A 26474-nucleotide genomic window follows, 5' to 3' on the forward strand; every position below is an offset into this window, starting at 1 on the left:
AAGACCCTTAGAGCGCAATATTCATCACTTCATCCAGCGCGGTGGTGAGCTTGTTGCGCACCTGCATCATTGCCGTAAATGCCACGCTGGCTTTCTGGCTTTCGATCATCGCGCCGGTTAAATCGTCGCTCTGGCCGGTGTCGATCGCAGCCTGGCGGGCGCTGGCAACGTGCTGCATCTGGTCAACACTGTTAATTGCCTGGTTAAGAACGTTGCCAAATGAGACGGGCTGTGCCGCGCCGGTAAGAGAGGGCGCGAGCGTTTGTGGTGCAGCGATAGCCCCGGCACCGGCGCTTGCCGCCGTGTGCTGCAGCCGCATCAGCATTTCCTGTTGCCCCATCGGCATGCCCAATCCTGAAATCTTATCCATTGCGGTCTCCTTTCCCCTTTCAGGAGTAACACTCAATATCAATGCCCTCTTCGCGCATCGAAGCCAGTCGATAACGCAGCGCGCGCGGCGTAATGCCTAAGAACTGGGCCGTTTTCGATTTATTACCCTGATGGCGTTTCAACAGGTCGATAATGTACTGATACTCCGCCATACGGCCATGCAGCTTAACGTTACGTATTGCCGCCGGTGCGCCGCTCTCAGCACGGCGAGTGGTTTCATGCCAGGCTGGCATCACGCCGACGCCGACGCTTTGCGGCGGTGCTACCGGGGTAAGGCCGAAGTCTTTTGCCGTAATCTCGCTGCCGTTGCAGAGAATTAAGCCTCGCTGAATAACATTCTCCAGCTCACGTACGTTGCCGGGCCAGTTGTAGCTCAAGAGCGCGTGGCGGGCATCGTCAGCCAGCTGGATTTTGCCCTGGTGAAAAGCGTGATATTTGGTAATAAAACGCTGTGCCAGCGGGATGATGTCCTGCTGACGTTCACGCAACGGCGTAATATGAATAGGCACCACGGAAATACGGTAAAACAAATCCTGGCGGAAACGGCCCTCGGCAATTTCAAGCTGCAAGTCTTTATTCGTAGAGGCAATAAGCCGAATATCAAGTGGGATTTTTTTATGACTTCCCAGACGCTCAACCTCCTGCTCCTGCAGTACTCTTAATAACTTCGCCTGCAGCGCCAGCGGCATATCACCAATTTCGTCAAGTAATAATGTGCCACCGTTAGCCTGTTCAAATTTACCGGCAACGCTTGCCACCGCACCGGTAAAAGCCCCTTTTTCGTAGCCAAATAAAATCGCTTCCAGCATACTTTCAGGAATGGCTGCGCAGTTCACACCTATATACGGCGCATCACTTCCCGTAGCCTGTTCATGAATATATTTAGCCACACATTCTTTACCGGTACCCGTTTCACCGGTCACCAACACTGAAACATTAAAATTTGCCACACGGCGCGCCAGCGCAAATACACTAACACTGGAAGGCGCACTGGCAACAAAACCATTCATATTGCCTGCACTATGATCCATAAACATATTCATTATGCCTCACCAACTTAGAGTAGAATCTGACTAACGAGGACAGCAAACCGACTTAATGTGTCCTTTATTCATAAAGAAGAAAGCAAACATTAAGGCCGTTTAAATTCAGCGTCATTCGCCAGGCTATTTAGCCGCAGGTAAAACAGAACTACGGCCATCAGTGAGAACGAGTATACGGAGGGAGTCTACATTGTCTCTTTTTTAATGGGTATTAAAACATTAATCATTAAAATACAAATAGTTATGATGAAATATCAATCGACAATGCAGTTTTTAAATAACAGATTAATAAGCCCACCGCTATTGCAACAGTACGCATAAGCAGGTCTAATCACCTTCCTGAAAAAAAGTGATGAGATGCTTTCAAATTATTGACCCGCTGCTAACAAAGAGCGCCACCTCATTCTCGTAACTTAAATGTCCAGGTAAAATTTTTCTTTGGCGAGCGATGAATCAATAGTGAAGCTCATCGCTAACATCGCCAGATTTCATGGTTATGCGGAAGAATTATGCAGCCTGTAATACAACGACTCAGAATCCATCACCGCGATCGGCTTCCCGACCTGGTGAAGCTGGAAGTAAATAAACTTGGCCGTCCATGGCATAAGCTGCCAAAAATAATGAATGATTGCTTCGATATACTCGATGCAAGGCTGAGCATTTATTTCCTCAAAAAATTTAGAGTTAATGTCATGTTAAAGAATATGACATTTGCTATCGATAAAAATTATAAAAACACACAAATATTCTCTACCGCCTACGGCAATCTCGCTTTTGATATTGATCGTGTTTTGTTGCTGAATATTCTTCATGATTACTATGGCCTGAGTAAAGACAGCGCCCATGTCGTACCGGATTTATCTCAGCCGATTTCAAAAACGGAAGAACGGCTAAAAAATAAATTAGGCCAGGAACTGACTGCGCTGATCGTCAATAAAGAAACCTTCGGTGAGGACCTGGATATAAAGAATGACTATTCCACGGTCATTAGCCAGTGGTCCTGGTGCATTACGTTCAGCCTGGAAGGTTACGAGCAAGGTGGGTTCACTATCCTGCTCGACCACCTGCATGTCGATCGTATGCTGGCGAAGCTGAGAGCACCGGATGGTGGAGAAGGCGAGAAAGAGCCCGTGCTGAGCGCCGGGCAAATCGAACGGCTGTTCTACGATTTGCCGCTGAAGCTGAATGGCCGCCTGGCCTCGCTGAACCTCACCGTCGCGCAAATTGCCGATATTGAACCAGGGGACATCATTCCGATCTCACTGAACCAACCTATGCCGGTATTTATTGGCAAAGAACAGATTTTTACCGCAGAAATTGCGGAAGATCGCGGCAAGCTGCTGCTGAGTGAATTTAACGATAAGACTGTCGAGAAGCATTATGAGTCAAATTGATCAAGACCTGAGCCAGACGCTGGATCTGGACGACCTGAACTTCGGTGAAGCCCCGCAGGAAGAGACGGTGGAAGGCAACATCCGCATGGATCTGCAGGACAATACGCCGCGCGCGAATCCCATGGACCAGATCCGCAAAATGTCGCTGTTTAGCCGCATTCCCGTCACGCTTACCCTGGAAGTGGCGTCGGTGGAAATCTCTCTGGCAGATTTAATGTCGGTGACCAATGATTCGGTCGTTGAGCTGGACAAACTCGCCGGTGAACCGCTGGATATTAAGGTCAACGGCATTCTGTTTGGCAAAGGTGAGGTCGTGGTGCTGAACGACAAATATGGGCTGCGCATCATCGAGTTCAACAACAAAAACCTGGGTGAGCTGGCAGGATGAAGCGCCTGCTACGCAGCCTGACGAGCAGAAAAAGCGGCCTGGCGGCGCTGCTGGCGCTCGGCCTGTGCTTCTCACCGCTGCTGTTCGCCGCCAACGGCGAGGTGACCTTATTCAGCGCGAATAACACCGACGCGGGCCAGGACTATAACGTTAAAATTGAAATCCTGATCCTGATGACCCTGCTCGGCCTGCTGCCGATCATGGTACTGATGATGACCTGTTTTACCCGCTTTATCATCGTGCTGGCTATTCTGCGCCAGGCGCTGGGTTTGCAGCAGAGTCCGCCAAACAAAATCCTTACCGGCATCGCCCTTGCCCTGACGCTACTGGTAATGCGTCCGGTGTGGACCACGGTGTATAACGACGCCGTGGTACCGTTTCAGAACGACAAAATCACCCTGAACCAGGCGCTGGCCACCGCCGAAGTGCCACTAAAGACGTTTATGCTGGCGCAGACCAACAACAAGGCAATGTCGCAGATGATGAGCATTGCCGGGGTTTCCGGCGACGCGCGTGAGCAGGACTTAACGGTCGTCACGCCTGCCTACTTGCTCAGCGAGCTGAAAACGGCCTTCCAGATTGGCTTTATGATTTACATCCCCTTTCTGGTCATTGACCTTATTGTTGCCAGTATTTTGATGGCCATGGGGATGATGATGCTGTCGCCGCTGATTGTCTCGCTGCCGTTTAAGCTGATGCTGTTCGTGTTGTGCGACGGCTGGACGCTGATTGTTGGCACCCTGACCTCAAGCGTCCAGGGGCTTTAGCGATGATCAACATGGATACCGCCGGTGACATCATGGCCTCCGGCATTCAGCTGGTACTGCTGATCTCCGCCGTGGCCATCGTGCCGAGCCTGCTGGTTGGCCTGTGCGTCAGTATTTTCCAGGCAACCACCCAGATTAATGAACAGACCCTGAGCTTCCTGCCGCGTCTTGTCGTCACGCTGCTGGTGCTGATTTTTGGCGGTAAATGGATGCTGACCCGACTGGTGGACTTCACCACGGAAATCTTCCATCAGGCCTCTTCGCTGGTTGGCTGACGCATGGGAATTAACATTCACGATCTGCTTAATCCGCTGATGGCGATGATCCTGCCGTTTGTGCGCATTCTGGCATTCGTGCATTTCTGTCCGGTGCTGGACAACAAAGCCTTCTCCCGGCGCATTAAAATCGCTACCGCGCTGACGCTGACGGCATTGATTACTCCGATGCTGCCGCACACCGTTGTCCTCAACGAACTGGTGTCTATGCGCGCCATTTTACTCATCGGTGAGCAGCTGCTTTGGGGATTACTGTTCGGCATGACGCTGCAGCTGGTGTTTGTCGCGCTGCAAACCGCCGGCCATATTCTGTCAATGAATATGGGCCTGGGGATGGCGATGATGAACGACCCGGTCAACGGCAGCTCCACCACGGTTATCTCGCAGATCATCTTTATTTTCTGCGCCCTGCTGTTCTTCATTATGGACGGCCACCTGCTGGTGGTGACCATTCTGTTTAAGAGCTTTAGCTACTGGCCCATCGGCCAGGCCATTAACGAACCCACGCTTAAACAACTGGCACAGAGTCTGGGCTGGATCATGGCGTCCGCCACGCTAATTGCGCTGCCAACCACCTTTGTGATGCTGATTGTCCAGGGCGGCTTTGGTCTGCTGAACCGGGTCTCGCCGACCCTGAACCTGTTTTCGCTCGGTTTTCCAATCAGCATGCTGTTCGGCCTGCTGTGCATCACGATGATCGTTTCTCATATTCCGGAGCATTACCTCAATTTGACCAATGAGATCCTCGCCCGGCTTGACGCAATAAGGGTACAGTGATGTCCTCATCCTCAAGCGGAGATAAGAGTGAAAAACCCACGGCAGGCAAGCTGCGTAAAGCCCGCCAGAAAGGGGATATTCCACGCTCAAAAGACCTGACGATGGCCGTGGGGCTGGTGGCCTCTTTCGTGACCATCAGCAGCTTCTTCCCCTATTACAAGTCGCTGATAAGCGAGTCGTTTTTATCCGTGGGCCGCATGGCCGGATGGCTGGATGACAGCGGCGCGCTGAGCCAGTTCATGATGCTTAACGTGCTGGTTATTCTGAAATTTATCGCAACGTTGGTGCCCATTCCGGTAGCCTGCGTCCTCTCGAGCCTGATCCCAGGCGGCTGGATCTTTACCCCCAACAAGCTGCTGCCGGATTTTAAAAAAATCAGCCCGATCGGTGGATTTAAACGCATGGTGTCCGGCAGCCACTATGTCGAGGTCGGCAAGATGCTGCTGAAGTGCGGCGTGATCCTTGCCGTGCTTTACACCATGGTGAACGACTCGCTGGACGGGCTGCTTTACCTGCAGCAGCTCTACCTGCGCCAGGCCATCAGCAACGGCTTTGATATTTTTCACCATGTCATCAGCTACTTTGTCGCGGTCATCGTTATCTTCGCCCTGCTGGACGTGCCGCTCAGCAAATTTATGTTCACCAAAAAAATGCGCATGACCAAGCAGGAAGTGAAGGAAGAACATAAGAACAATGACGGCAACCCACAAATTAAAGGGCGTATTCGCCAGCTCCAGCGCCAGATGGCGATGGGGCAAATCAACAAAACGGTGCCTTCGGCAGACGTTATCGTCACCAACCCGACCCACTATGCTGTCGCCCTGAAGTACGACCCGAACAAAGCCGAAGCGCCCTACATCGTGGCGAAAGGCGTTGACGACGTGGCGATGTTTATCCGTGAAGTCGCGCAGAACCACGGCGTGGAGATCGTCGAGTTCCCGCCGCTCGCCCGTGCGGTCTACTACACCACCCGCGTTAACCAACAAATTCCGGCGCAGCTGTTTCGCGCCATTGCTCATGTCCTGACTTACGTGATGCAGGTGAAAGCCTGGCGTGCGGGCAACGTTGAGCAAAAACCCCGCCTTAACAGGCAGATCGATATTCCAAAAGAGGTATTAAAAACCAATGGCGAACAGTAAGTTAACCCAGGCCGTTACCCTGCTAAGGCAAACGCACGTTGGCGTGCCTGTTCTGCTGCTCAGCGTGCTGGCAATGATTATTTTGCCACTGTCACCGCTGGTGCTGGATATCCTGTTTACCTTTAACATCGTGCTGGCGGTCATCGTGCTGCTGGTGGCGGTAAACAGTAAGCGTCCGCTGGATTTTGCGGTCTTCCCTACGCTGCTGCTTATCACCACGCTGATGCGTCTGACGCTCAACGTGGCCTCCACGCGCGTGGTGCTGCTGCACGGCCATGAAGGTGAAGGCGCAGCCGGTAAGGTGATTGAGGCCTTCGGCCAGGTGGTTATCGGCGGGAACTTTGTGGTCGGCTTCGTGGTGTTCGTGATTCTGATGATCATCAACTTCGTGGTCGTCACCAAAGGTGCCGAGCGTATCTCCGAAGTCTCCGCACGTTTTACCCTCGACGCCCTGCCCGGTAAACAGATGGCGATTGATGCTGACCTGAACGCCGGCTTAATCAATCAGCAGCAGGCTAAAACGCGGCGTAAGGACGTGGCGAACGAAGCCGACTTCTACGGCGCGATGGACGGGGCCTCAAAGTTTGTGCGCGGCGATGCTATCGCCGGGATCATGGTGCTTATCATCAACGTGATCGGCGGGATCTGTATTGGTATTTTCAAATACGATCTCGATGCCAGCCACGCCTTCCAGCAATACGTGCTGCTGACCATCGGTGACGGCCTGGTCGCACAGATCCCATCCCTGCTGCTGGCGACCGCCGCGGCCATTATCGTGACCCGCGTTAGCGACGGCGGTGACGTCAGCGATGAAATTAAGACTCAGCTGCTCGCTCGCCCGAACGTGCTGTATACCGCCGCGTTTGTAATGTTCATCCTGGCCATTGTGCCAGGGATGCCGCACGTTGCCTTCCTGAGCTTCACCGCGCTGTTACTGTTTGCAGCCTGGCGGCAAAGCAAAGTGGTACAGCCTGCAACGCAGCAGGATGACGACATGGAGGCCATTCAGGAAGCACTCGCCCCGGACACGGAGCCGAGCGTCAGCTGGGAGAGCATTCCTCTGGTCGAGCCGATTGGCCTGAACCTTGGCTACAAGCTGGTTTCACTGGTCGACGCCGCCAAAGGTAGCCCGCTTTCGCAGCGCATTCGCGGTGCAAGGCAGGTTATCTCGGAAACCTGCGGCGTGCTGCTGCCGGAGATCCGCATTCGCGAAAACTTCCGCCTCAAGCCCGCCCAGTACGCGATCCACATCAACGGCATTCGCGTGGCACTGGGCGAGGTGAACGCGGAAAAATTGATGGCGATCCCCGGCACCGAACTGTACGGCGAGATAGACGGCGTACTGGACACCGACCCGGCCTACGGCATGGCCATCGTCTGGATTGATCCTGACCAAAAGGCGCGTGCGTTAAATCTCGGCTATCAGGTGGTGGACTGTGCCAGCGTGGTGGCAACCCACGTGAACAAGGTGGCGCGTCAACATCTGCCGGACCTGTTCAACTATGACGATATTACGCATCTGCATGCACGTCTTGCGCTGCAGGCGCCTAAGCTTGCGGAAGATTTAAACAATGCGCTGAATTTCAGCCAACTGCTGAAAGTGTACCGCCAGCTTTTGCTGGAGCAGGTGTCGCTGAAAGATATTGTCACGATTGCCGCCACGCTGCTGGAAAGCTCTGCGGTGACCAAAGACCCCCAGTTGCTCTGTGCCGATGTGCGTTACGCGCTGCGCCGCGCCATTTTGCATAACATCAACGGCGACCGCAGGCAGCTTGCCGCCTACACCATTGATAACGCGCTGGAGAACCTGCTGCTAAACGCCCTGAACCAGGCTCAGCAGGCGGGAAAAGTGGCGCTGGACAGCTTCCCGGTCGACCCGAATATCCTGACTCAGCTGCAAAATACGATGCCGATGATTTACGAGCAGATGAAGGCGAAAAGCCTGCCGCCGCTGCTGCTGGTCGCGCCCCAGCTGCGCCCGATTCTGGCACGCTATGGCCGCCTGTTCAGCGCCGGGCTACATGTGCTTTCGTATAATGAGGTGCCGGACGACAGCGATTTGAAGATTGTCGGGACATTAGCGTGACAGAGGTAAAAGTGAATTTATTAGCCTGCCGTTTTCCGTTCACCTGTAAATTGGCTCTCCCTTTACGACCAGAGCACGGTGAACGTGGCTGTGAGATTTGAAGCGACTGTGACGTTATGTGTGGCTGCGGGTGAAAAGCGTGGCACGGTTCCGGCTTAAATCGCCTCCGTTTTCTCTCCGACTGGCCGGAGGCTGAGAGCGTCGGGAACGCATCTCAGCCGACCCAGGACTGGGAGATAAAACGGAGGTCTGCCGCTTCAGCGGTCGATTTATTTCGCCGGGAGTCCGGGGTCTCGGGGAAGTGACGGTGACTTCCCCGAGTCGTTCACAAGTTCTGTGGTGGCATGTGAAGCAGGACTGGAAGTGAACGGAATCATCTCTGACTGTATATAGTCGTCAGTGTTTATGCATCAGGGACACTTCCCCTCGGAAAGAACTAGCGCGAGCAAAACTACTTATCTAAAAACCGTAGCTTCCAGCTCTGAAGCGTACGCGGAAGTGGACCATTCTCATTCCCCTTCGAGCGGTAAAACTTCGCTTCCTGAATACCGTTCTTGCCCGGAGAAGTCCGCGCCGCCCACATTTTCCCTTCCGGCGTATACATCACAATAGCCGTATGGCGGTTAGCTTCTCCACGCACCCACATGGCAATGACCTTCGCGCCAATATTGTCAATATCATCCTGATAGATATACACATTCGCTGCATCCACAAAGTTTTGATAGTCGTTCCCCACCATCTCTCTGAAACGTGCATCGGTCGCAGCATCAGGGAATACGCCGATTGACAGCAGCGTGGCCTTAGGCCGCGGGTCCGTTGGGCTTTTGACATAGCGGCCATCAACAAAGACACCGGTAGGCATCGACAGGCTACAGCCCCAGTCTGCGTTGCTGTGTACCTGAATGGAGCCATCCTGACGCGGAATGAACAGCAGCTTGCAGTTACTGGTGTCCTGAACTTTTTCCACAACCGCCATACCATAGATTTTCCTGGCTTCTGCGGTGAAATCATCATGATTCGCCCCCGCCCAGGCGCGGATGTCAACGGTTAATGACCATTCGGCATTACGGCTAAAGGTTAATGTGCCGCCGCTACGGTTTGCCGCCACCGTATTCCACCATTTCCCCTGCCAGTCAAAGTCCTCATTCACACCGGAAATTCGGCTGATGCCTTCATAATAAGCACGTTCAATACAGCTGTCCGACGTGCAGCTTTCAAGCGATTTTTCCCATTCCTGATACTCTTTATGCACCGATGGCGCGTCGTATTTCACCAGCATTGCGCGATAAATCACGCTCATTGTACTGTCCAGCCAGTGCAGGTTGTCATTATTGCAGATAGTATTTTCCAGCGGCGTAGCAGCACGCTGGCAATTGACCGCCACGGCGCTACCGGTATGAAAACCCAGTAGAAACAATAAGGTGAAAAGAATGCGCTTTAGCATATTTAATAAAAAATTCCGGATCAGGGGATGCTATTTTGACCAGAATATATTTATTTTGCAATCTCAAGCTGATTTCATCATTAATTGAAATTAAAATGAAAATAATGCGTTAATAAAATCCATTAACTATGAAAAGATTAATAACAGAATAATGACTAAGAAATGATTAATATTCCCACTACGCGGATTCACGCGGGACCAGTTCGCCGGAAATAATAATTCGCTGCGCGGGTAAATCCGGCTGTTTGATTTTGCTGACAATCAATGAGGCAGCCTGCCGCCCGGTCTCTTCACTTGATGCAGAAACATAGGTAAAACTCGGCGAAGTGAGATTAATGTACATCATATCTTCGAAGCCAATCAGCGAGACCTGCTGGGTTAAGAAGACATCCTTCCCAACCGTGCGGCCGACCTGCTGAATACCGGTAATCGCCCCAATAATGGCCGCCGGAGAATGGCACAGCATCGCGGTAATCTGGTTGCTCTTTTCCAGCATCAGTCGCGTGGCAAACGCCGACGCCGAGGTATCGTCCGCACATTCCGGCGCCCACTCAGCTCTGAACGGCAGGCCATATTGCTGTAATGCGCTGCGATAGCCTGACAGCCTTTCACCGCGGATCAGGCAGTTTTTTGTGCCGCCAAGCCAGGCAATATTGCGGTGCCCGCGCTCAATAAGAAAGCGCGTGGCCTGGTTACCGGCCTGGCGATTATCGCGACCAATAACATCGCGGGTGCTGGTGATGGTTGATTCAGAGATAACCACCGTGGGCAACGGGCATTCAGTAATCGCCTGTGGCACCTCAGCCGAATGGCAATCGGCAGCCAGATAAATCACCCCGGCGACGCCCTGCTGGCTAAACGACGTCAGACAGTTACACAACTGCTGCTCGTCGTCACGTGGCTGGCCGAGAAACACCATATAACCTTGTTTCTCAAGCTGCTGAACGACGCTTGCGGTGACGTTGACCGAGAAGGAGTCGTTGAAGTCGCGGATGATCAGGCCAATCAGGTTAGACGTGCTGGAACGCAGGTTAGCCGCGGCAACGTTATGCACGTAGCCCAACGTTTTGATGGCGGCGTTGACCTTCTCGATGGTTGCCTCAGAGATCTTGCCTTTCTGGCGCAGCACCAGCGAAACCGTCGAGACCGATACGCCCGCCAGCTCCGCGACATCAATGATGTTGACCTTTTTCATTCCACCCCTGCAACCGCACATCCATAAATTTCAGCCTCCTGAAACATACAGGAGGCTGAAAGGTATTACATTATTTACCGATCATCGTCGACATTGTCTGCGCAATAAATTGCGCTCTGGCACCAAATATCACCTGGATACCCGAATCGCCGACAAACACTACGCCGCGTGCGCCCAGGCTGTTCAGCCCATCTTTGTCGACCATCGAGCTGTCGTCCACTTCCAGACGCAGGCGGGTGATGCAGGAACCTACGGAGTTGATGTTTGGCGCTCCGCCCAGCAGGCCGATGATATCGCCGGCCAGTTCGGTATCGGTTTTATCCCCGGCGTTAGCGGTCACTTCGGTACGGCCCGGCGTTTTCACGTCAAAACGGCGAATCACGAAGCGGAAGGTGAAGTAGTAAATCAGCGCCATCGGCACGCCGACCACGACCGCCATCAGGAAGTTAGTCTGGTAGCCGTTGAAGGACGGCAAGATACCGAAGGAGATGTAGTCGATCATCCCGGCGGAGAACGACTTGGCAATATGGGCATGCAGCAGGTACATACACATATAGGACAAGCCGGCCATCACCGCGTTGAACACGTACAGGATCGGGGCGACGAAGATAAAGGTGAACTCTACCGGCTCCGTTATCCCGGTGAGGAAGCAGGTCAGCGCCGCGGAGAACAGAATACCGGAGGCAATTTTCTTATTCCTGGTGTTGGCTTCGTGATACATCGCCAGACAGGCCGCTGGCAGCGCGAACAGCATCAGCGGGAACTCGCCCTGCATGAACTTACCGGCATTGTGGTAGCTGTCGCTGCTGAAGGACTTCACGCCCTCTTCCAGCATTTTGAACCAGATAGTCTGGTCACCGTGAATAACCTGCCCGGTGTGGGTGGTGTATTCCCCGAAGGAGTACCAGAAGGATGGATACCAGATATGGTGCAGGCCGAGCGGGATAAGCGCACGTTCGACCAGGCCAAAGATAAAGGTCGATGCGGCCTGGTTATCGCCGTTCACCACCACCGACAGCGCATCAATGCCGGACTGAATGTATGACCAGACCCACGGCAGCAGCATCCCCAGCAGGAACGAGAGAAACGCCGTTGCAATGGCGACAAACCGTTTACCGGAGAAGAAGCCCAGAAACTCCGGCAGCTGCATGGTGTGGAACTTGTTGTAGCACCACGCCGCCAGGATACCGGAGATAAGCCCGCCGAACACGCCCATCTGCAGCGTCGGGATCCCGACCACCATGGCGTATTTACCGCCCGCAGAGGCCATTTCCGGCGTAATGTGCATTACGGTGCCGATGGTGATGTTAATGATAAACACCGAAACCGCCGCGGATAGCGCGGCAATTCCGGACTCCGAGGCCAGGCCAACGGCCGAACCGATGGCAAACAGCATTGGCAGGTTATCAAAGATGACCCCACCCGCGTTCATCATCAGCGGTAAGTGAAACTTATCACCGAATGCCAATAGTAAGCCTGCGGCGGGCAGCAGAGAGATAGGCAGCATCAACGCGCGGCCAATCATGGAAAGCTTTGATAACGATTTTACAACACTGGACAACAGACTCATGGACGTTTCCCCCGGTGCAGACGCAGTAACCGCGCTTTGTCTATTTACGCGTTTTTATGGTAGGTAGAACGTTCTACTAGAACGTTCTACCTAGAGTGCCGAAACGGTTTTTGCCCCGCAACTGAAATCTGCGCTGTTGCCATATTGTTATCGAATATTTGAAGTGACGCAGGTTTTTAAGCCTGGTATTGACAGGGATTTTTGCTGAAGAACGAAGGCTCGTTCAACTCTCCTCCCTGACGCGGCAAGGAGAGTCGATTCCAGCCCTTTCCGCTCAGGGCAGGGCCGGACGGGCTTAAGGCTGAACGGTAATGCTCAGGCTCTCAAACGTTACGGTCTGACCCGCAACAATTTTGCAGCGCTTGCGGGTTTCGACTTCGCCGTCCACCTTCACGAGGCCTTCGGCAATCACCGCTTTTGCCTGTGCGCCGCTTTCGCACCAGCCTTCCAGCTTGAGCAGGTCGCACAGTTCAACGTGGGGGTGTTTACCTAATGAGAAGGTCGCCATTATTACTCTCCATCGACATCATGATATTCCTCGCAGGCCTGCAAGGTATTCTGGATTAGGGTGGCAACCGTCATTGGGCCAACGCCACCCGGAACCGGCGTAATATACGAGGCTTTGGCGGCCGCTTCATCATAAATCACGTCGCCAACCACTTTCCCGCTTTCCAGACGGTTAATGCCGACGTCCACCACGATAGCGCCTTCTTTAATCCACTCGCCCGGAATAAAGCCCGGTTTGCCCACCGCCACAATCACCAGGTCAGCGTTCTCAACGTGCTGACGCAGGTTTTTAGTAAAGCGGTGCGTCACGGTGGTCGTGCAGCCGGCCAGCAGCAGCTCCATGCTCATTGGGCGGCCCACGATGTTGGACGCGCCAATGATCACCGCGTTCAGGCCGTAGGTATCAATGTTGTAACGCTCAAGCAGCGTAACGATGCCGCGCGGCGTGCACGGACGCAGGCGCGGCGCACGCTGGCACAGACGACCAATGTTATACGGATGGAAACCATCAACGTCTTTATCCGGATCGATACGCTCAAGGACTTTGACGTTATCAATGCCGGCAGGCAGAGGCAGCTGCACCAGAATACCGTCAATTTCAGCGTCGGCGTTCAGGTCATCAATCAGCCCTAACAGCTCCGCTTCGCTGGTGGTTTCCGGCAAATCGTAAGAGCGGGAAACGAACCCCACCTCTTCGCAGGCTTTGCGTTTATTCGCGACATAAATCTGGGATGCAGGGTTCGCTCCCACCAATACAACGGCCAGACCAGGGGCACGTTTTCCTGCGGCAATTCGGGCTCTTACTTTTTCAGCAACTTCAAGCCGTACCTGCTGCGCAATCGTTTTACCGTCAATAATCTTTGCTGCCATCAGAGAGAGAATTCCATCTGTAAACTTAAAGGAAGGGGGTTGCTTCTATTTTGTCAGATGCGCGCCCCGCTGTCAGGCTCTGATGTGGGTTTATGCTCAATTGTCGCGCAGGTGGTTGAAAAGCCATTGACTCGAAAGGTGCTGACCGTATAATCCAACCCGCATCAAGCCGTAATGTACATCGACATTACTCAGTGCGCCCTTAGCTCAGCTGGATAGAGCAACGGCCTTCTAAGCCGTAGGTCACAGGTTCGAACCCTGTAGGGCGTACCATTTCGATGTCAACCTCCCCCACGTTACCTACTTTATATTCCCTGAAACGCGTTGATGTTTTCGCTACCTGCTCAATCATAACATCCGTTATTCGACCAGCTTAAAGCCACAATGCTGTTGTTTCTGTCTTCGCTGTAAGTTCTTTGCTATAAAACAGTATGAGCCGGTGACTCTGGAGTGTATTTTTTTGCATCTTAACGAAAAATATCTGCCCATCTATCATTTCAGCGAAAAGCATGCGCTCAACATTTCCGCGACACAAGCGGACGTCATGGCTGCAGTACGGGATTATCAACCGGGGGAAGACCCGTTCTTCCGATGTGCAATCATCCTCCGCGAGTTACCCATACGAATATTAGACCGGATGCAGCGTCGAACGGGTATGCCCCGACAGCCGTTCGGCATGGATAACTTCACATTACTTGAGCAAAGAGATAATCAGGAACTGGCATTCGGCTTAGCCGGGAGATTCTGGAAGTCTGACTACGGGCAAGAGAAAGTAATAGACGCCGAGGCATTCCTGGCCTTTTCCGCGCCATCAGCTGCAAAGTTAGTGCTTAGCTTCACGGCAGAGAAGCTGGATGAAACCCATACCCAATTAACGACAGAAACGCGCGTGCTCTGCCTGGATAAAGAAGCACGAAGAAAGCTTGCGCCATATTGGTATCTAATCCGGCCGGTAAGCGGGCTGATCAGATTACGAATGCTAAGCGCCATCCGTCGAAGCGCAGGGAATAGAACGCATAACACTTCGATTTAAGCACTCAACATTTTGAAATAGCAAAAAAGTTAAGTTCCATTCCGCCTCTCATAGCCGGCGCAGGAACCCTCACCGCTCCCCCTGAAAACAGAGTCAATAACGGGCCGACACCGGCCATCGCTAATATTCCTCAAACCTCATGGCGTTAGCGCCTTCGTAACGGTTATTTTCAGTGGCTGATAGTATTGCGGATCAGAAATTGAGAGCAGCAATGTGACCATGGCGTTATTACCACGTATTTCGCTAGCCCTAACGATCCCGATGGCTATTTCCCAAAGAATACAAATTCAAAATTAATGACCAGAAAGTCGAATATTATTTGACCACTCAACGAAAACAAATCCAGTATACCGCCGCTGAAACGGCGACCAAATTCACTATCACGCTAACCGCAAACCCTGTTCTGAACGGTTGCTTATGAGTTTTATGGCGAAAGAGTCGCTGTCCGATAATTGCCCCCGGCCAGCCCCCCACGATGCCAAACGTCAGCAAGGTTGCTTCCGGCACGCGCCGCCAGGATTTAACCGCTGCCAGCTTATCCCCACCGTAAACGGCCATGGTGAGCACATTCACCAGCAGAAACCACATAACGAAAGGGTTTGGCATAAACGCGCTACCTGAAGCAGCCAGTATCAGAAGTAAATAACAAAAACGATTAAGATTCATCAGATTAGCCGCAGGACATACCGTCAGAGAAGGTGCGGAATTATACCTAATACGGCCCCCGGATAGCTCGGTGTTTTATGTAATAATCCTGCGAAAGCAACAAAGGTTGCACCGTTTTTTAACCGCTGCAACCCGCTGAGTCAGCAATCGCGTCCAACAGCCACGGCGGCGAAATAAACACAATGATTGAATTCTACAAAATACTAAAGCGCCAGCGTGAAGAAAGGCTGGCGCTGAATAATGCAACCAAAGCGCAGCAGATACCGGGAGAGAACACAAACGTGCTTTATGGCCTTTTTGGCATGATTGATGCCTCGGGCTACTTCCCGCCATTAGTCTTTCTGAACACGTTTTTAATGGCGGGTTCCGATCCGTGCGACCAGGACGGAAGAATGGATCAGTGGCGCCCTTTTTCTCTTAACGAAACAGAATATGCCGAGGTCAAAGCAGGGTCGATTGCATCCCGCCCGGGTACACTGGAATCGGCACTGAACTGCACCTGCTGGGAAGACTGGGTGCAAACCATACTGGCGTAAATCAATACATGTGCAATTGCCTTTGCTGCACGCTCATGGATTCAGACCAACCCCATGCGTATGAGATCGTCATAAACAAACTGCTGGCCGCTGCGTTGCCGCACGCAGGGTATTTCTGCGATGTTGTTCATCCATGTTTTTAATGTGCTAAATTCCTCGCTGACAAAACCAAGCACATCGGCAAACGTCAGGCCACAATAAAGCGTAATGTCGGCCATTGAAAATGCGTTACTGGCAAGGAAGGGCTGGTTGCTTAATAGCTGGTCAAAATATTTCAGCCCCGCTTTTATCTGCTCTCCGGCCCGTAATCCCAGCGCTTTACGAGCTTCCCAGTCCGGCTCTTTAAAAACCTGTAATGCCTCACCCAGTCCGGACGTCGCATAGTGGAAGAACAGGCCAATCGGATCCATCACCCCTGCTTCAGCCCGTTTTTGCATCATATGAATAACGGCTTTTTCTTTGGCCGTCTTTCCGGTTAATAAAGGCCGCTGGTCAATATTATCGAGGTATTCGGTGATAGCCGTACACTCACTAATTAACGTGCCATCATCCAGTTCCAGTACCGGTAATACGCCGAGAGGGTTCTTTTTAAGAAATTCAGCCTGTTTATGTTCAGCGCCAATTAAATCCACCGAAATAAATTCAATGGCAGACTCAAGCCGTTTTGCAGCGATGACAACGCGGATTCGTGCAGGATTTGGAAAACCAGGGCGATCGTATAGTTTCATGATTGACTCTTCTGTTTATGCTTAACGGCAAACCGTAAGCCCGATAAGGAATCGCGTAAGGGGGTATTCCTTTTGTAGGTGCAGAGGAGTATTACACCCATCAGACTGTTTGATAATATTCCACAATGTGATCGGCTTGTGCAGCAAGGATTAACAATGAAGAGAACAGAGCTGGACGGTATCGCCATTTTTCTTGCGGTTGCGGAACACCAGGGATTTCGCTCCGCGGCCCGTAGCCTTGGGCTGACTGCCTCGGCGGTCAGCCAGCAGATAAGCAGCCTGGAAAAGCGTATTGGCGCCCCGCTGTTCTCTCGCACCACGCGCAGCGTTGGCTTAACCGAGGCCGGTCAGCGCCTGCTTCAGCATGCGAAACCGGCGGCAGATATGTTTCTGGCCGGGCTGGAGTCTGCAAGGGAGCTGAGCGAACAAGCCGGGCGGCAACCTACGCATAAACACGACCCGTCCCAGCATGCCGCTGCTGATTAACCGCCTGCTGCCCGGATTTCACGAGCAGTACCCGAACATCCGGCTGGAAATTCGGGCCGAGGATGAGTTTATTGATATCGTCGAGGGCGGCTTTGATGCCGGGATCCGGCTCGGTCACGTGGTGGAAATGGATATGGTTTCTGTCTGGCTGACACCGCCGGACGAATACCTCGTGGTCTGTGCCCCTTCCCTGCTTGCGCGTTACGGCAAACCGCAGAAAATAGAAGATCTTCAGAAGCTGCCGGCCGTCTTGATCAGTCGTCATAATCAGACCGTACACAGCTGGACACTGACCCAAAATGGTCAGCCAATTAAGGTGAAAGTGGATGGCCCGCTTATCATTAACGATCCGCTAAGTCTGATTCAGGCGGGCCTGCGCGGGGTCGGGATGATCTACACGGTGCGTTCGCTGGTTGCCCACTACCTGGCGCAAGGGCAGCTGGAAACCGTACTGGAAAGCAACGCCCGTAGCGTGCCGGGACTCAGTATTTATTACCCCAGCCGCCACCAGTCTCTGCCTAAGCTAAAAGCCTTTGTTAACTATGCCACCGCGCACCTGCGAAACGGTATTAGTGCCGATGATTTTCTGGCGGAACAGCCCCGTTAACAAAAGTGACTCCCCTAAGCCAGTGACTCATGCACGAAGCCTTGCGCCTCGTGCATTAAAACCGCCCGGAAGCGGCCGAAGCAAATAAAGTACTCAACCCGTAATGTCGGCTCGAGTACTTTATTGCGATGCTCACCGGGAGAAATTTAAAGCACTGCGCCCTGCTGCCCGCTGGCGTAGCCTTTGTTTTCGCGCGCCAGCTTGATCCAGTTCCAGGTACCAAAGGCTGCGATGAAAATCAGCAAGGTATATTCCAGCGACATAAAATAGACGCCCTGCTTCGCGTACAGCCAGACCGACAGCACATCCAGCCCGCACCAGATTATCCAGTTTTCTACGTACTTTTTGATCATCAATACCGTCGCCACAATCGACAGGATCATAATGGTGGAATCCGCGATAGGGTAAGGATCAGGAATGGCCTCCGGGCGCTGCAGCGTCACGCCAAAAAGCTGCATCACGCTAACCGCAACATTACTTAACCAGACAAAGACGGCATCAATGTTGGCGGCGACCAGGGCAATACACAGCACGCTAATCACCGACACGCCAACGGCCTGTTTTACCGGCATCCAACGCACGACCATGCCAGGGCTTTCGGCGTTATCGCTCTGGTACCACATATACCAACCGACAATATTTGCCACCAGGAAGAACACCTGCAGTAGCATGCTGGCATAAAGCTGGATCTGATAGAACACCAGCGTGAACAACAGGACGTTTAAAATCCCGAAGAGATAGTTGATGGTGACTTCACGGCTGGCCAGCCAGATATTAATCAGCCCCAGCACGGTGCCGATCGCTTCAATCCACGAAAGATCGTAGCCGCCGGTGCCCAGCGGAATATGCACCATGATGTTGTGAATACTAAACAGTTCGAGCATAGCGGCCTCTTATTTATTGTTATTTTGATTTAGTAAGGAAATAACTTCGCCGGTGGTGGCCACCCAGCCATAGTTCTCTTCGATAACGCTCATGGACTCCGCCATGCGTTTCTCGCTCATCGCCGCAATGGCATCGCTCACCGCGAGCGTGGCGTAGGCGTGGTTCCAGGCCTGGCGAACCGTATCTTCAACACAGCATTCGGCAACCACGCCGGTCACCACCAGCGTGTCAACGCCAAGCTGGACTAAATGCTCGCCAAGGGCGGTGCCATAAAAACCGCCGTAGCCGTATTTAAAGACGGTAAATTCATTATTTTGAGGGGTTAGCTCATCAATAACCGCCGAACCGTCCCGTTCGCCTTCCACATCGCGGTAGCGACGCTTAAAGCCCAGACGGCAGGATTGTGTGGTTTCATCAAGCAGACTCATCCACGAGAACTTGCCCTCGAGGCGTCTTTTAGGATCGTTCTCCGTTGCCAACCATCTTAAAAAAACCACCGGCAGCCCCGTTTCGCGGAAATACTGCAATAGCGCTAAGTTACGGCCAATAATATCCCTGCCGCCCGGCACCTCCAGCGGTGCGCCGTCCCGAATAAAGTCGTTCTGCATATCGACGATAATTAATGCAGTTTTTTTAATCGCGGGGAAATTATCTGTACTCATGTTCTTCTCCTGTTGCTTTAACAGGAGTTGAGCAAGGTTTATGCCAGCTTATTTCGATGGTTTGGGCATATCCGGGAAAGGTGATTTTTTTACCTGGCTAAATTGGTCAGACGATATATTCAACCAGTAAAACGAACATATCCCACTCAGACATTGCCGTTGGCGGCCAGATTCGGCGTTTGCTGCCGGGGAGAAAACGCCGAATTAACGGCGGTATTGCACCAGAGGGCACGGCAACCGCGCAAGGCAGCACCATAGCGGTGCAAAATGAGAGCAAAGCTCAGAACCTTTGAAGGTCGTGAGCTTTGTCGGCAGTCTGAAAGCGCCGGGCGGCGCTTTCATTATTACTCTTCTACAGGCACAAACTCGTCAATCGGCTCGCCCATACTGTTAAGGTAAGTTCTGTATTTTACTTTGGCAGAGTCGCCGTCCGAGAAATCGTAGGTTCCGGTGCACTCGAGCGTATCCTTCCCACCTTTGACCGTCACCTGATCGTAAGCATCAACCACTTTTACGCCGGCATTATTGGAGTCCAGCACGTCGTTATAGGCTTCGATCAGCGCCTTTCTGACTTCCACCTGATTGCAATCCACGCGGCTAAAATCTTCCGCCGCGACCTGAAATGAAAATGCACTCAGTACGGCGATAAAGGCACCTGAGAAAACAGAGGATCCTTTGTTCATTTATTCTCCAGAGTAAATTCACGACAAAGTAATATTTTTTTACCAACTGAAAACATTGTATATAAATTAACGCAGCAATAGATAATAAAAAAGTAACTTTTATGGCTCACGCACAGACTGCCGCATAAATTCAATCAGCGCTTTCACCCGCGCCGGGAGGTAATTCTTCCCGCTATATACCATTGAGAGCGCCAGCGGCGCGGCCTGATGTTCAAGCGCTATTTCGACCAGTTTTCCCTCCTGCAAATAACTGCCGCAGGCCTGCTTCGCGAGGATGGCAAAACCCAGGCCAGCGACCGCTGCCTGAAAGGCCATTTCGCCGCTGTTCACCCGATAGTGCGCCTTAACGGCTATCTTTTTGAATTGCCCTTCGTTCAGCTGAAACTGCCACGCTTCGCCGTTTAGGGCGCTAACGGTAGTAATGCAGGGCAACTGCTTTAGCTGCGCAATTCGGGTGGGATGGCCAACTTTCTGCAACAACTGCGGGGCGGCTACCACGCAGCAGGGAAACGTAAGTAAAGGGAGGGAAATGATGCTGCTGTCCGCCATCTTGCCGCGCGAAATAATCACTGCGAGATCAATATCCTGTTTCAGCACTTCCTCACCGCCGAGATTGGTGGTACAGGAAATCTCCAGCTGCGGATGCAGGACGGCAAATTCGGCCAGCGTTTTGGCAAACAGCGCTGGGCCAATCTCACTGGGCACGCACAGCCGAAGCTGCCCGGTGAGCTGATTTTGCTGAAGCGAGAGCGCCACTTCGGCATCCATCAGGGCATCCAGCATGGAGCCCATGCGGGTATAAAGCAGCTGCCCGGCCTCCGTCAGCTTCAGATGCCGGGTGGTGCGCTCGATTAATCGGAGGTTCAGCCGCTCCTCCAGTTGCTGGACCTGGCGACTGACGTTCGACGTCGGCATCCCCTGCGCTTTTGCGGCACTGGAAAAGCTGCCGTGCTTAGCCACCGCAACAAAAACACGCAGGGCATTCAGATCCATTTTCGGGCGCATTGATTATCCCATTATTGATAAAAATGATTGCTGATATTAACGGCTAATCACCCTTTTCTCCATATGACAGACTGTGCTCCTCTCATTCTCACAGGCGCTTTATATGCTCCGTACGGATAATAAAAAACTCCCGGTTATCGCCCTGATAATCGCTTTTCTGCAATTTACTAACGCTCTGGAATATATGGTTTTCAATCCCGTATTTGCCTTTATGGCACCGGACTTTTCCGTGCCCGTCACCTGGTCCGGCTATGTTACGGGTATCTACACCTTGGCGGCGGTCATTTCAGGGATTGGCGCTTTTTTATGGGTCGATAAGCTCAATAAAAAACGCCTGCTGGTGAGCAGTATGGCGCTCCTCGGCCTGCTGACGCTGGCTATCACCGCGACTTCCAGCTTTGGCATGCTTCTGATGCTCCGCCTGCTGGCCGGGCTTATCGGCGGCACCACGATGGGCGTTGGCATTGGGCTGCTGATTAACCTCACGCCACCTGCGCAACGCGCGAAGATACTGGCGACGGTTCTCGCGTCTTTTTCAGCGGTGAGTATTGTTGGCATACCCGCGGTGCTGTTCATTTGTAGCCATTTTCACTGGCATGCGGCGCTGGGCCTTATTGGCCTGCTCTGCCTTATTTCATCGGCGTTGGTGATGGCTTTTGTGCCTCAGGAGCCGCGTCGGGAAGAAGCCAACCTGCGCCTGAAAGTGACGCCGGAGCTGCTGCTTTTTGCGTCCGCCACCGGGCTGGCCCAGTTCAGCCCGATGCTGATTATTCCGGTGCTGGTGCCGCTATTAATCCACCGGATGCAGGCCGCCACGGGAGATTTAGCATGGCTGTTTTTGCTGGGCGGTCTTGCCGGGCTTCTGGCAACAAAACTCACCGGCAAGCTTGCTAATAAGTATTCCGCTTTTTGCATCACGCTGCTTTCAGGCGCATTTTACCTCTCCGCCTTTGCTCTGCCGCTGTCTGGCTCGGCGGCGGGCTGGCTGTTTATGGTTGTCTTTATCAGCACCTCTTATTGCCGACTGGTGGCAAGTTCGGTTGTCTCCGTCCGTTATCCCAAAGATGCGTGGCGAGCCGGTTTCAACTCGCTGCAAACCGCGATTATGCATTTGCTGACTGCTCTGGCATTTTTCATCCCGGCAATCATCTTCCCGGACACGGAGATGACAACGCGCTCGCTTAACCTGTTGCTGCTCCTGGCCGCAGCCAGCTCCACCCCGCTGCCGCCGTTTATTTGGCTGCTGGAGAAAAGGTTGAAGAAAACAGAATCCAGCCGCCGACATCGCTAGCAGGAAAATTATTTCACAAGAAACATGTCCAAAAGTTAATTACCTGACAGGGCTGAAAATAAGCGGGTGAATTGTGGCAAATGAAATCATCTTTTACCTTTTCTCGCCCACCGCTTCATCGCAGCGTAATAAACTTAACCGTACCGCCAGGCCCGAGGGTTCTGGCTCTCACAACGCTTATGTCAGCAGGTAGATAAAATGAAAAGAGTAATCAGCGTGCTGCTTGCCAGCGCGGTTTACTTGCCTTTATTTGCCGCAGCGGCCGACCCTGTGATTCCCTGGGCCGACAACAGCGGTGGTACCGAAGGCCAGCACATTGCCGCGATGGGGCAAAACCTTAACGGCCAGCATCAGGCCATCAGCAAAACGCAGGAAGGCGTTTGGGCAGATAACAGCGGTTCAATCAGCTCAGATGAACAGGCATTAAGCAGCAGTAAACCGGCTTTCGCAGGTAACCCAAAACTTATGCCGCATCAGGGCTAACTAACGGCACGGGGCCTTGCGCCTCGTGCACTAAAACCGCAATCCCCATCCTTCAACTACGCCAGGCAGCTGCGAAAGCAGATACAGCACAAGCCCGACCGAGCCGCCCACCAGCGTGCCGTTAATGCGGATAAACTGCAGGTCTTTACCGATGTTCAGCTCGATCTGGCGCGACATGTCTTTTGCGTCCCAGCTTTTTACCGTGTCGCTGATGTGGCGAGTAAGAAACGCAGAGAAGTCCGGCGCTACGTGCCGTGCCGCCTGCTCAAGATGCTCGTTGAGCGAAGCCCGGAGCGAAACATCGGCCATCAGCGTTTCCCCCAGCCACTGCCCGGCTTCAGCAATGCGCTTTTGCAGCCGGGAATCTGCGCTCGCAATGTCGGTTTTTAGCCAGCCGCGCAGGTCGTTCCAAAGTTCACCGAGGTAGAGGTTAAACTTCTCATCCTCTTTCAGGTAGCTTTTGATCGTTTCCGCTTTGGCGGCCATTTCCGGGTCGGTTTTCAGGCTGTCAATAAGTCGCTGAACGGCTTTATCAAAGGCACAGCGAAGCTGGTGCGTTTTATCCTGGCTGACATCATCCAGCAGAGAGTTAACGGCATCGGAGACCAGCTCCGCGCTTTGTTCCCCCAGCCATTCGGTGGGCAATACCTTCGCCTTGACCGGGTGCTCGGTTTCCAGCCAGTGGACGATTTGGCGGGCAATAAACTCGCGGCTGGCCGGTTTCTCCAGCAGCGCCAGCAGTTGAGCGATCACCGAGTCGAGCAGCGCCTGATGGCGGTTGTTTTTGGTCAGGCTTTCCAGCAATAGCGCGCTGGAGTAGCTAAGGTCGACTTTATCAATCGCCTTATGCACCGCGCGACGAATCAGCCCCTGAATACGCGCGTCGTCCGTCAGCGATAAAAACGCCTCCATGATCTTGAGCAGATGCTGCCCTACCCGCTGCGCATTATCCGGCTGGCGAAACCAGTTGCCCATCATCTGCGCCGGCTCATGGCGGCGGATAAGGTCAATCAACGACTGTGTGTCGAGAAACTTCTCCTGCACAAATTTACCAAGGTTCTCGCCGATCCGCTCTTTATTACGCGGAATAATGGCCGTATGCCGGGCGATAAACGGGATCGGTACACGGCGAAACAGCGCCACCACCGCAAACCAGTCCGCCAGTGCGCCGACCATCGCCGCTTCGGAAATAGCCTTCAGGCCGCTAACCCAGAAGCCGGGCGGCAGGAATAAGGTGGCGACAAACGTCGCCGCGGCAATCAGCAAGAGCGAGAGCGCCAACCGTTTTGCACGCTTTAATTCAGTGAGTTTTTCCATCACTTAAGCGTAGCGCCCGTCTCGGCCACCAGCCAGTCATGGAACACCGTGACCTCCGGGCGGCGGCTGGAGCGCTCTGAGCGAACGATAAAATAGGACCAGGTCAGCGGCCATTTGTGCTGCGGGAAAAGCTGGCGCAGCTGGCCAAGATCGATCAGCTGCTGCACCAGCGCCCTGCGAACAATCGCCACACCACGGCCGCTTAACGCCGCGAGGATCACCGCCGACGTGGAGTTAATATGCAGCCCGTTTTGCTCGCATAATTCTACGCCGATGCTCTGGGAAAGCGTTTCCCAGTCCGGGAAGTTCGCGCCGGGATGCGGCGTGTCATCGTAGATAAGCTTCTGCTTTGACAGCCAGTCGACTTCGGTCACGCCGTTGAGCAGCTGCGGGCTACAGACGATCACCGCCTCTTCATCCATCAGCCAGGTCGACCGCAAGCCGGGCCAGTTACCGGGGCCGCAGCGGATCCCTAAATCGGCTTCACCGTGCAGCACGTCGGTCAGCTTTTCGGTGACATTGAGGCGCAGGTCGATGCTGTCGTGCTGCTCGGAAAAGCGATTAAGACGCTCCATCAGCCAGTTCATCATCAGCACCTGCGAAGCCGTAATCACCACCACGGCCCTCGCCCTGGCGCCGCGCAGCTTATTCAGACCTTGCTCGAGGCTGTCCAGCCCGGCGGTGATGTCCTGAAGCGCGTCCCTCGCCTCTTCCACCAGAGTGAGTCTTTCTTTCCCGCTCCGCGTGCGGTGCAGCAGCGGATGGCCGACCCACGCCTCCAGCGAGCGAACAAGCTGCCCCACGGCGGCGGGCGTGACGCCCAGCTCTTGCGCCGCGCCGGTAAAGCTGCCGTGGCGCGCGGTGGCTTCAAAGGCGTGGAGCCATTTCAGGCGATGTAGCGATCTCATGTTTTCTCTTCGGCATATGACACTCCCCTGACAAGATAGTTTTTCTTTCTCGATATGCAAGTTCTTATGCTTCGTCAGGCACAAAAGGGTTTGGCATTCTGTCGTCACTCCGAAGCGCCACAGCAGGCAGCTTCCTCTTATTAAGCCAAAAGAAATGAGGTCACCATGTCTACATCATTCGCAGGTAAGAAACTTTTAGTTGTTGGCGGTACAAGCGGTATGGGCCTGGAAAGCGCTCGCCAGGTGCTGGAAAACGGCGGTAAAGTTGTGCTGGTCGGCAACCGCGCCGAGAAAGCCGAGCAGGCACGCCAGGCGCTTTCTGCCCTGGGTGACGTGTCCGTTATCGTCGCAGACCTGATGAGCCGCGATGGGATGCACAAAGTGATGGAGGTGATTAACGCCGAACACCGCGACATCAGCCTGTTAGTAAACGCCGCCGGCGTCTTCTTCCCGAAAGCCTTTACCGAGCACGAAGAAGCGGATTACGACATGTACATGAACATCAATCGCGCGACCTTCTTTATCACCCGCGAAGTGGTCAAAAACATGGTCGCCGCAGGGATTAAAGGCGCTATCGTCAACATCGGTTCTATGTGGGCACAGCAGGCTATCGGCGCCACGCCGTCTTCCGCCTACTCCATGGCGAAGGCCGGTTTGCACGCGCTGACCAAGAACCTCGCCATTGAGCTCGGCTCGCACGGCATCCGCGTGAACGCAATTTCACCGGCCGTAGTGCATACGCCAATTTATGAAGGCTTTATTCCTAAAGAGGATGTAGCGGGCGTGATGGGCAGCTTCGACAGCTTCCACCCGACTGGCCGCGTCGGCACCCCGCGTGACGTTGCCGAAGTGGTGAGTTTCCTGCTGTCAGACAGCACCACCTGGGTCACCGGCGCACTGTGGGACGTGGACGGTGGCGTAATGGCGGGTCGTAACTAGGCGCAACTGTCCTTCTCCAGAATGGGCTGCTTCCTGATAACAAATACGCTCTATGAAGGAGCGGCTAAAGTTCCGTTCACCTTAAGTCCAGCTTCATATGTGGCCACCGCACCGGTGAACGACTCGGGGAAGTCACCGTCACTTCCCCGAGACCCCGGACTCCCGGCCAAATAAATCGACCGCTAAAGCGGCAGACCTCCGTTTTATCTCCCAGTCCTGGCTCGGCTGAGATGCGTTCCCGACGCTCTCAGGGTCCGGCCGTTCCCGACGTCCGGACCCTGGCCAGTCGAAGAGAAAACGGAGGCGATTTAAGCCGGAACCGTGCCTCGCTTTTAACCCCAGCAACACGGAACATCACAGTCGCTTCCGGTTCCACAGCCACGCCCTTGTTCCCGGCTCT

The 26474-nt window shown here is 53.5% G+C and carries 29 protein-coding genes and 1 tRNA gene; 15 read left to right on the top strand and 15 right to left on the bottom strand.

What is annotated here, in order from left to right; translation table 11 throughout:
* Positions 1–7 precede the first annotated feature (7 nt).
* Both fliE and VGM55_RS12555 read right to left on the bottom strand, forming a co-directional pair.
* Positions 8–370: a flagellar hook-basal body complex protein FliE gene (fliE, locus tag VGM55_RS12550; protein ID WP_154185280.1), complete on the bottom strand. Its 363-nt coding sequence runs from the start codon at positions 368–370 to the stop codon at positions 8–10.
* Between the two features lie 19 nt (positions 371–389).
* Positions 390–1433, bottom strand: coding sequence for a sigma-54 interaction domain-containing protein (locus VGM55_RS12555; RefSeq protein WP_154185281.1), 1044 nt, complete (start codon positions 1431–1433; stop codon positions 390–392).
* A gap of 704 nt (positions 1434–2137) precedes the next feature.
* Here VGM55_RS12555 and VGM55_RS12560 point away from each other — a divergent pair.
* The 7 genes from VGM55_RS12560 to VGM55_RS12590 are packed head-to-tail and all read left to right on the top strand — an operon-like array spanning position 2138 to position 8259.
* Positions 2138–2827, top strand: coding sequence for a FliM/FliN family flagellar motor switch protein (locus tag VGM55_RS12560; protein ID WP_331635635.1), 690 nt, complete (start codon positions 2138–2140; stop codon positions 2825–2827).
* Positions 2814–3215: a flagellar motor switch protein FliN gene (gene fliN, locus VGM55_RS12565; RefSeq protein WP_154185283.1), complete on the top strand. Its 402-nt coding sequence runs from the start codon at positions 2814–2816 to the stop codon at positions 3213–3215. Before VGM55_RS12560 ends, fliN begins: the two co-directional genes overlap by 14 nt.
* Positions 3212–3982: a flagellar type III secretion system pore protein FliP gene (gene fliP / locus VGM55_RS12570; protein ID WP_154185284.1), complete on the top strand. Its 771-nt coding sequence runs from the start codon at positions 3212–3214 to the stop codon at positions 3980–3982. The genes fliN and fliP overlap by 4 nt, the downstream gene beginning before the upstream one ends.
* A gap of 2 nt (positions 3983–3984) precedes the next feature.
* Positions 3985–4257: a flagellar biosynthesis protein FliQ gene (gene fliQ, locus VGM55_RS12575; protein ID WP_154185285.1), complete on the top strand. Its 273-nt coding sequence runs from the start codon at positions 3985–3987 to the stop codon at positions 4255–4257.
* 3 nt (positions 4258–4260) lie between these two features.
* The gene (fliR, locus tag VGM55_RS12580; protein WP_154185286.1) at positions 4261–5034 is read left to right on the top strand and encodes a flagellar biosynthetic protein FliR; all 774 of its coding nucleotides are present in this window, start codon (positions 4261–4263) and stop codon (positions 5032–5034) included.
* A complete protein-coding gene (gene flhB / locus VGM55_RS12585; RefSeq protein WP_331635636.1) occupies positions 5034–6173 on the top strand; it encodes a flagellar biosynthesis protein FlhB in 1140 nt (379 codons plus the stop codon). The genes fliR and flhB overlap by 1 nt, the downstream gene beginning before the upstream one ends.
* Positions 6160–8259: a flagellar biosynthesis protein FlhA gene (locus VGM55_RS12590; RefSeq protein ID WP_331635637.1), complete on the top strand. Its 2100-nt coding sequence runs from the start codon at positions 6160–6162 to the stop codon at positions 8257–8259. Before flhB ends, VGM55_RS12590 begins: the two co-directional genes overlap by 14 nt.
* A 451-nt stretch (positions 8260–8710) precedes the next feature.
* Here the strand turns inward: VGM55_RS12590 and VGM55_RS12595 are convergent, their stop codons facing one another.
* The 5 genes from VGM55_RS12595 to folD all read right to left on the bottom strand — a co-directional run bounded on the left by VGM55_RS12595 (position 8711) and on the right by folD (position 13845).
* Positions 8711–9703: a lysozyme inhibitor LprI family protein gene (locus VGM55_RS12595; RefSeq protein ID WP_154185289.1), complete on the bottom strand. Its 993-nt coding sequence runs from the start codon at positions 9701–9703 to the stop codon at positions 8711–8713.
* Between the two features lie 178 nt (positions 9704–9881).
* The gene (gene malI, locus VGM55_RS12600; protein ID WP_154185290.1) at positions 9882–10898 is read right to left on the bottom strand and encodes a Mal regulon transcriptional regulator MalI; all 1017 of its coding nucleotides are present in this window, start codon (positions 10896–10898) and stop codon (positions 9882–9884) included.
* Positions 10899–10968: 70 nt separating this feature from the next.
* Positions 10969–12468 carry a PTS transporter subunit EIIC gene (locus tag VGM55_RS12605; protein WP_154185291.1) on the bottom strand — a complete coding sequence of 500 codons (1500 nt, stop codon included), beginning with the start codon at positions 12466–12468 and terminating at the stop codon, positions 10969–10971.
* A 295-nt stretch (positions 12469–12763) separates the two neighbouring features.
* Positions 12764–12976, bottom strand: a complete 213-nt coding sequence (gene ybcJ, locus VGM55_RS12610) for a ribosome-associated protein YbcJ (protein WP_038474910.1) — start codon at positions 12974–12976, stop codon at positions 12764–12766.
* A 2-nt stretch (positions 12977–12978) separates the two neighbouring features.
* On the bottom strand, positions 12979–13845 hold the full coding sequence (gene folD / locus VGM55_RS12615) for a bifunctional methylenetetrahydrofolate dehydrogenase/methenyltetrahydrofolate cyclohydrolase FolD (RefSeq protein ID WP_154185293.1): 867 nt from the start codon (positions 13843–13845) through the stop codon (positions 12979–12981).
* Between the two features lie 196 nt (positions 13846–14041).
* Here folD and VGM55_RS12620 point away from each other — a divergent pair.
* A tRNA-Arg gene (locus tag VGM55_RS12620) sits at positions 14042–14118 on the top strand.
* Between the two features lie 187 nt (positions 14119–14305).
* Positions 14306–14878 (top strand): hypothetical protein, encoded by a 573-nt coding sequence (locus tag VGM55_RS12625; protein WP_331635638.1) that lies wholly within the window; start codon positions 14306–14308, stop codon positions 14876–14878.
* A gap of 327 nt (positions 14879–15205) precedes the next feature.
* Here the strand turns inward: VGM55_RS12625 and VGM55_RS12630 are convergent, their stop codons facing one another.
* Positions 15206–15544, bottom strand: coding sequence for a DUF1294 domain-containing protein (locus tag VGM55_RS12630; protein ID WP_154185295.1), 339 nt, complete (start codon positions 15542–15544; stop codon positions 15206–15208).
* Between the two features lie 182 nt (positions 15545–15726).
* Here VGM55_RS12630 and VGM55_RS12635 point away from each other — a divergent pair, with 182 nt between their 5' ends.
* Positions 15727–16080 carry a hypothetical protein gene (locus VGM55_RS12635; protein WP_331635639.1) on the top strand — a complete coding sequence of 118 codons (354 nt, stop codon included), beginning with the start codon at positions 15727–15729 and terminating at the stop codon, positions 16078–16080.
* Between the two features lie 41 nt (positions 16081–16121).
* On the opposite strand, the gene VGM55_RS12640 is transcribed toward VGM55_RS12635, so the two are convergent.
* A complete protein-coding gene (locus VGM55_RS12640) occupies positions 16122–16808 on the bottom strand; it encodes a glutathione S-transferase family protein (RefSeq protein WP_331635640.1) in 687 nt (228 codons plus the stop codon).
* Positions 16809–16964: 156 nt separating this feature from the next.
* Here VGM55_RS12640 and VGM55_RS12645 point away from each other — a divergent pair, with 156 nt between their 5' ends.
* Entirely contained in the window at positions 16965–17294 is a 330-nt protein-coding gene (locus VGM55_RS12645) for a LysR family transcriptional regulator (protein WP_331635641.1), read from the top strand.
* Positions 17278–17901, top strand: a complete 624-nt coding sequence (locus VGM55_RS12650) for a LysR substrate-binding domain-containing protein (protein WP_331635642.1) — start codon at positions 17278–17280, stop codon at positions 17899–17901. Before VGM55_RS12645 ends, VGM55_RS12650 begins: the two co-directional genes overlap by 17 nt.
* Positions 17902–18047: 146 nt before the next feature.
* On the opposite strand, the gene pnuC is transcribed toward VGM55_RS12650, so the two are convergent.
* From pnuC to VGM55_RS12670, 4 genes are all read right to left on the bottom strand, one after another.
* Positions 18048–18785, bottom strand: a complete 738-nt coding sequence (gene pnuC, locus VGM55_RS12655; protein WP_331635643.1) for a nicotinamide riboside transporter PnuC — start codon at positions 18783–18785, stop codon at positions 18048–18050.
* 9 nt (positions 18786–18794) lie between these two features.
* On the bottom strand, positions 18795–19448 hold the full coding sequence (locus VGM55_RS12660) for an isochorismatase family cysteine hydrolase (protein ID WP_331635644.1): 654 nt from the start codon (positions 19446–19448) through the stop codon (positions 18795–18797).
* Between the two features lie 344 nt (positions 19449–19792).
* Positions 19793–20131 carry a hypothetical protein gene (locus VGM55_RS12665; protein ID WP_154185300.1) on the bottom strand — a complete coding sequence of 113 codons (339 nt, stop codon included), beginning with the start codon at positions 20129–20131 and terminating at the stop codon, positions 19793–19795.
* 99 nt (positions 20132–20230) lie between these two features.
* On the bottom strand, positions 20231–21136 hold the full coding sequence (locus VGM55_RS12670; protein ID WP_331635645.1) for a LysR family transcriptional regulator: 906 nt from the start codon (positions 21134–21136) through the stop codon (positions 20231–20233).
* A gap of 103 nt (positions 21137–21239) precedes the next feature.
* On the opposite strand from VGM55_RS12670, the gene VGM55_RS12675 reads away from it, so the two are divergent.
* On the top strand, positions 21240–22427 hold the full coding sequence (locus VGM55_RS12675) for an MFS transporter (RefSeq protein ID WP_154185302.1): 1188 nt from the start codon (positions 21240–21242) through the stop codon (positions 22425–22427).
* A gap of 198 nt (positions 22428–22625) precedes the next feature.
* Positions 22626–22910: a hypothetical protein gene (locus tag VGM55_RS12680; protein WP_331635646.1), complete on the top strand. Its 285-nt coding sequence runs from the start codon at positions 22626–22628 to the stop codon at positions 22908–22910.
* Between the two features lie 30 nt (positions 22911–22940).
* On the opposite strand, the gene VGM55_RS12685 is transcribed toward VGM55_RS12680, so the two are convergent.
* Both VGM55_RS12685 and VGM55_RS12690 read right to left on the bottom strand, forming a co-directional pair.
* Positions 22941–24227, bottom strand: a complete 1287-nt coding sequence (locus VGM55_RS12685) for a DUF445 domain-containing protein (protein ID WP_331635647.1) — start codon at positions 24225–24227, stop codon at positions 22941–22943.
* On the bottom strand, positions 24227–25135 hold the full coding sequence (locus VGM55_RS12690; protein ID WP_331635648.1) for a LysR substrate-binding domain-containing protein: 909 nt from the start codon (positions 25133–25135) through the stop codon (positions 24227–24229). Before VGM55_RS12690 ends, VGM55_RS12685 begins: the two co-directional genes overlap by 1 nt.
* A 165-nt stretch (positions 25136–25300) precedes the next feature.
* Between VGM55_RS12690 and VGM55_RS12695 the strand changes: the two genes are divergently transcribed.
* Entirely contained in the window at positions 25301–26074 is a 774-nt protein-coding gene (locus VGM55_RS12695) for an SDR family oxidoreductase (protein WP_331635650.1), read from the top strand.
* Positions 26075–26474 lie beyond the last annotated feature (400 nt).

The sequence above is a fragment of the Cedecea sp. genome (assembly GCF_036500665.1).
Lineage (GTDB): Bacteria > Pseudomonadota > Gammaproteobacteria > Enterobacterales > Enterobacteriaceae > Cedecea.

Coding starts and splice junctions, on each gene's coding strand:
- fliE (WP_154185280.1), bottom strand. CDS start 370: ATGGATAAGATTTCAGGATTGGGCATGCCGATGGGGCAACAGGAAATG.
- VGM55_RS12555 (WP_154185281.1), bottom strand. CDS start 1,433: ATGAATATGTTTATGGATCATAGTGCAGGCAATATGAATGGTTTTGTT.
- VGM55_RS12560 (WP_331635635.1), top strand. CDS start 2,138: ATGACATTTGCTATCGATAAAAATTATAAAAACACACAAATATTCTCT.
- fliN (WP_154185283.1), top strand. CDS start 2,814: ATGAGTCAAATTGATCAAGACCTGAGCCAGACGCTGGATCTGGACGAC.
- fliP (WP_154185284.1), top strand. CDS start 3,212: ATGAAGCGCCTGCTACGCAGCCTGACGAGCAGAAAAAGCGGCCTGGCG.
- fliQ (WP_154185285.1), top strand. CDS start 3,985: ATGATCAACATGGATACCGCCGGTGACATCATGGCCTCCGGCATTCAG.
- fliR (WP_154185286.1), top strand. CDS start 4,261: ATGGGAATTAACATTCACGATCTGCTTAATCCGCTGATGGCGATGATC.
- flhB (WP_331635636.1), top strand. CDS start 5,034: ATGTCCTCATCCTCAAGCGGAGATAAGAGTGAAAAACCCACGGCAGGC.
- VGM55_RS12590 (WP_331635637.1), top strand. CDS start 6,160: ATGGCGAACAGTAAGTTAACCCAGGCCGTTACCCTGCTAAGGCAAACG.
- VGM55_RS12595 (WP_154185289.1), bottom strand. CDS start 9,703: ATGCTAAAGCGCATTCTTTTCACCTTATTGTTTCTACTGGGTTTTCAT.
- malI (WP_154185290.1), bottom strand. CDS start 10,898: ATGAAAAAGGTCAACATCATTGATGTCGCGGAGCTGGCGGGCGTATCG.
- VGM55_RS12605 (WP_154185291.1), bottom strand. CDS start 12,468: ATGAGTCTGTTGTCCAGTGTTGTAAAATCGTTATCAAAGCTTTCCATG.
- ybcJ (WP_038474910.1), bottom strand. CDS start 12,976: ATGGCGACCTTCTCATTAGGTAAACACCCCCACGTTGAACTGTGCGAC.
- folD (WP_154185293.1), bottom strand. CDS start 13,845: ATGGCAGCAAAGATTATTGACGGTAAAACGATTGCGCAGCAGGTACGG.
- VGM55_RS12630 (WP_154185295.1), bottom strand. CDS start 15,544: ATGAATCTTAATCGTTTTTGTTATTTACTTCTGATACTGGCTGCTTCA.
- VGM55_RS12635 (WP_331635639.1), top strand. CDS start 15,727: ATGATTGAATTCTACAAAATACTAAAGCGCCAGCGTGAAGAAAGGCTG.
- VGM55_RS12640 (WP_331635640.1), bottom strand. CDS start 16,808: ATGAAACTATACGATCGCCCTGGTTTTCCAAATCCTGCACGAATCCGC.
- VGM55_RS12645 (WP_331635641.1), top strand. CDS start 16,965: ATGAAGAGAACAGAGCTGGACGGTATCGCCATTTTTCTTGCGGTTGCG.
- VGM55_RS12650 (WP_331635642.1), top strand. CDS start 17,278: ATGCCGCTGCTGATTAACCGCCTGCTGCCCGGATTTCACGAGCAGTAC.
- pnuC (WP_331635643.1), bottom strand. CDS start 18,785: ATGCTCGAACTGTTTAGTATTCACAACATCATGGTGCATATTCCGCTG.
- VGM55_RS12660 (WP_331635644.1), bottom strand. CDS start 19,448: ATGAGTACAGATAATTTCCCCGCGATTAAAAAAACTGCATTAATTATC.
- VGM55_RS12665 (WP_154185300.1), bottom strand. CDS start 20,131: ATGAACAAAGGATCCTCTGTTTTCTCAGGTGCCTTTATCGCCGTACTG.
- VGM55_RS12670 (WP_331635645.1), bottom strand. CDS start 21,136: ATGCGCCCGAAAATGGATCTGAATGCCCTGCGTGTTTTTGTTGCGGTG.
- VGM55_RS12675 (WP_154185302.1), top strand. CDS start 21,240: ATGCTCCGTACGGATAATAAAAAACTCCCGGTTATCGCCCTGATAATC.
- VGM55_RS12680 (WP_331635646.1), top strand. CDS start 22,626: ATGAAAAGAGTAATCAGCGTGCTGCTTGCCAGCGCGGTTTACTTGCCT.
- VGM55_RS12685 (WP_331635647.1), bottom strand. CDS start 24,227: ATGGAAAAACTCACTGAATTAAAGCGTGCAAAACGGTTGGCGCTCTCG.
- VGM55_RS12690 (WP_331635648.1), bottom strand. CDS start 25,135: ATGAGATCGCTACATCGCCTGAAATGGCTCCACGCCTTTGAAGCCACC.
- VGM55_RS12695 (WP_331635650.1), top strand. CDS start 25,301: ATGTCTACATCATTCGCAGGTAAGAAACTTTTAGTTGTTGGCGGTACA.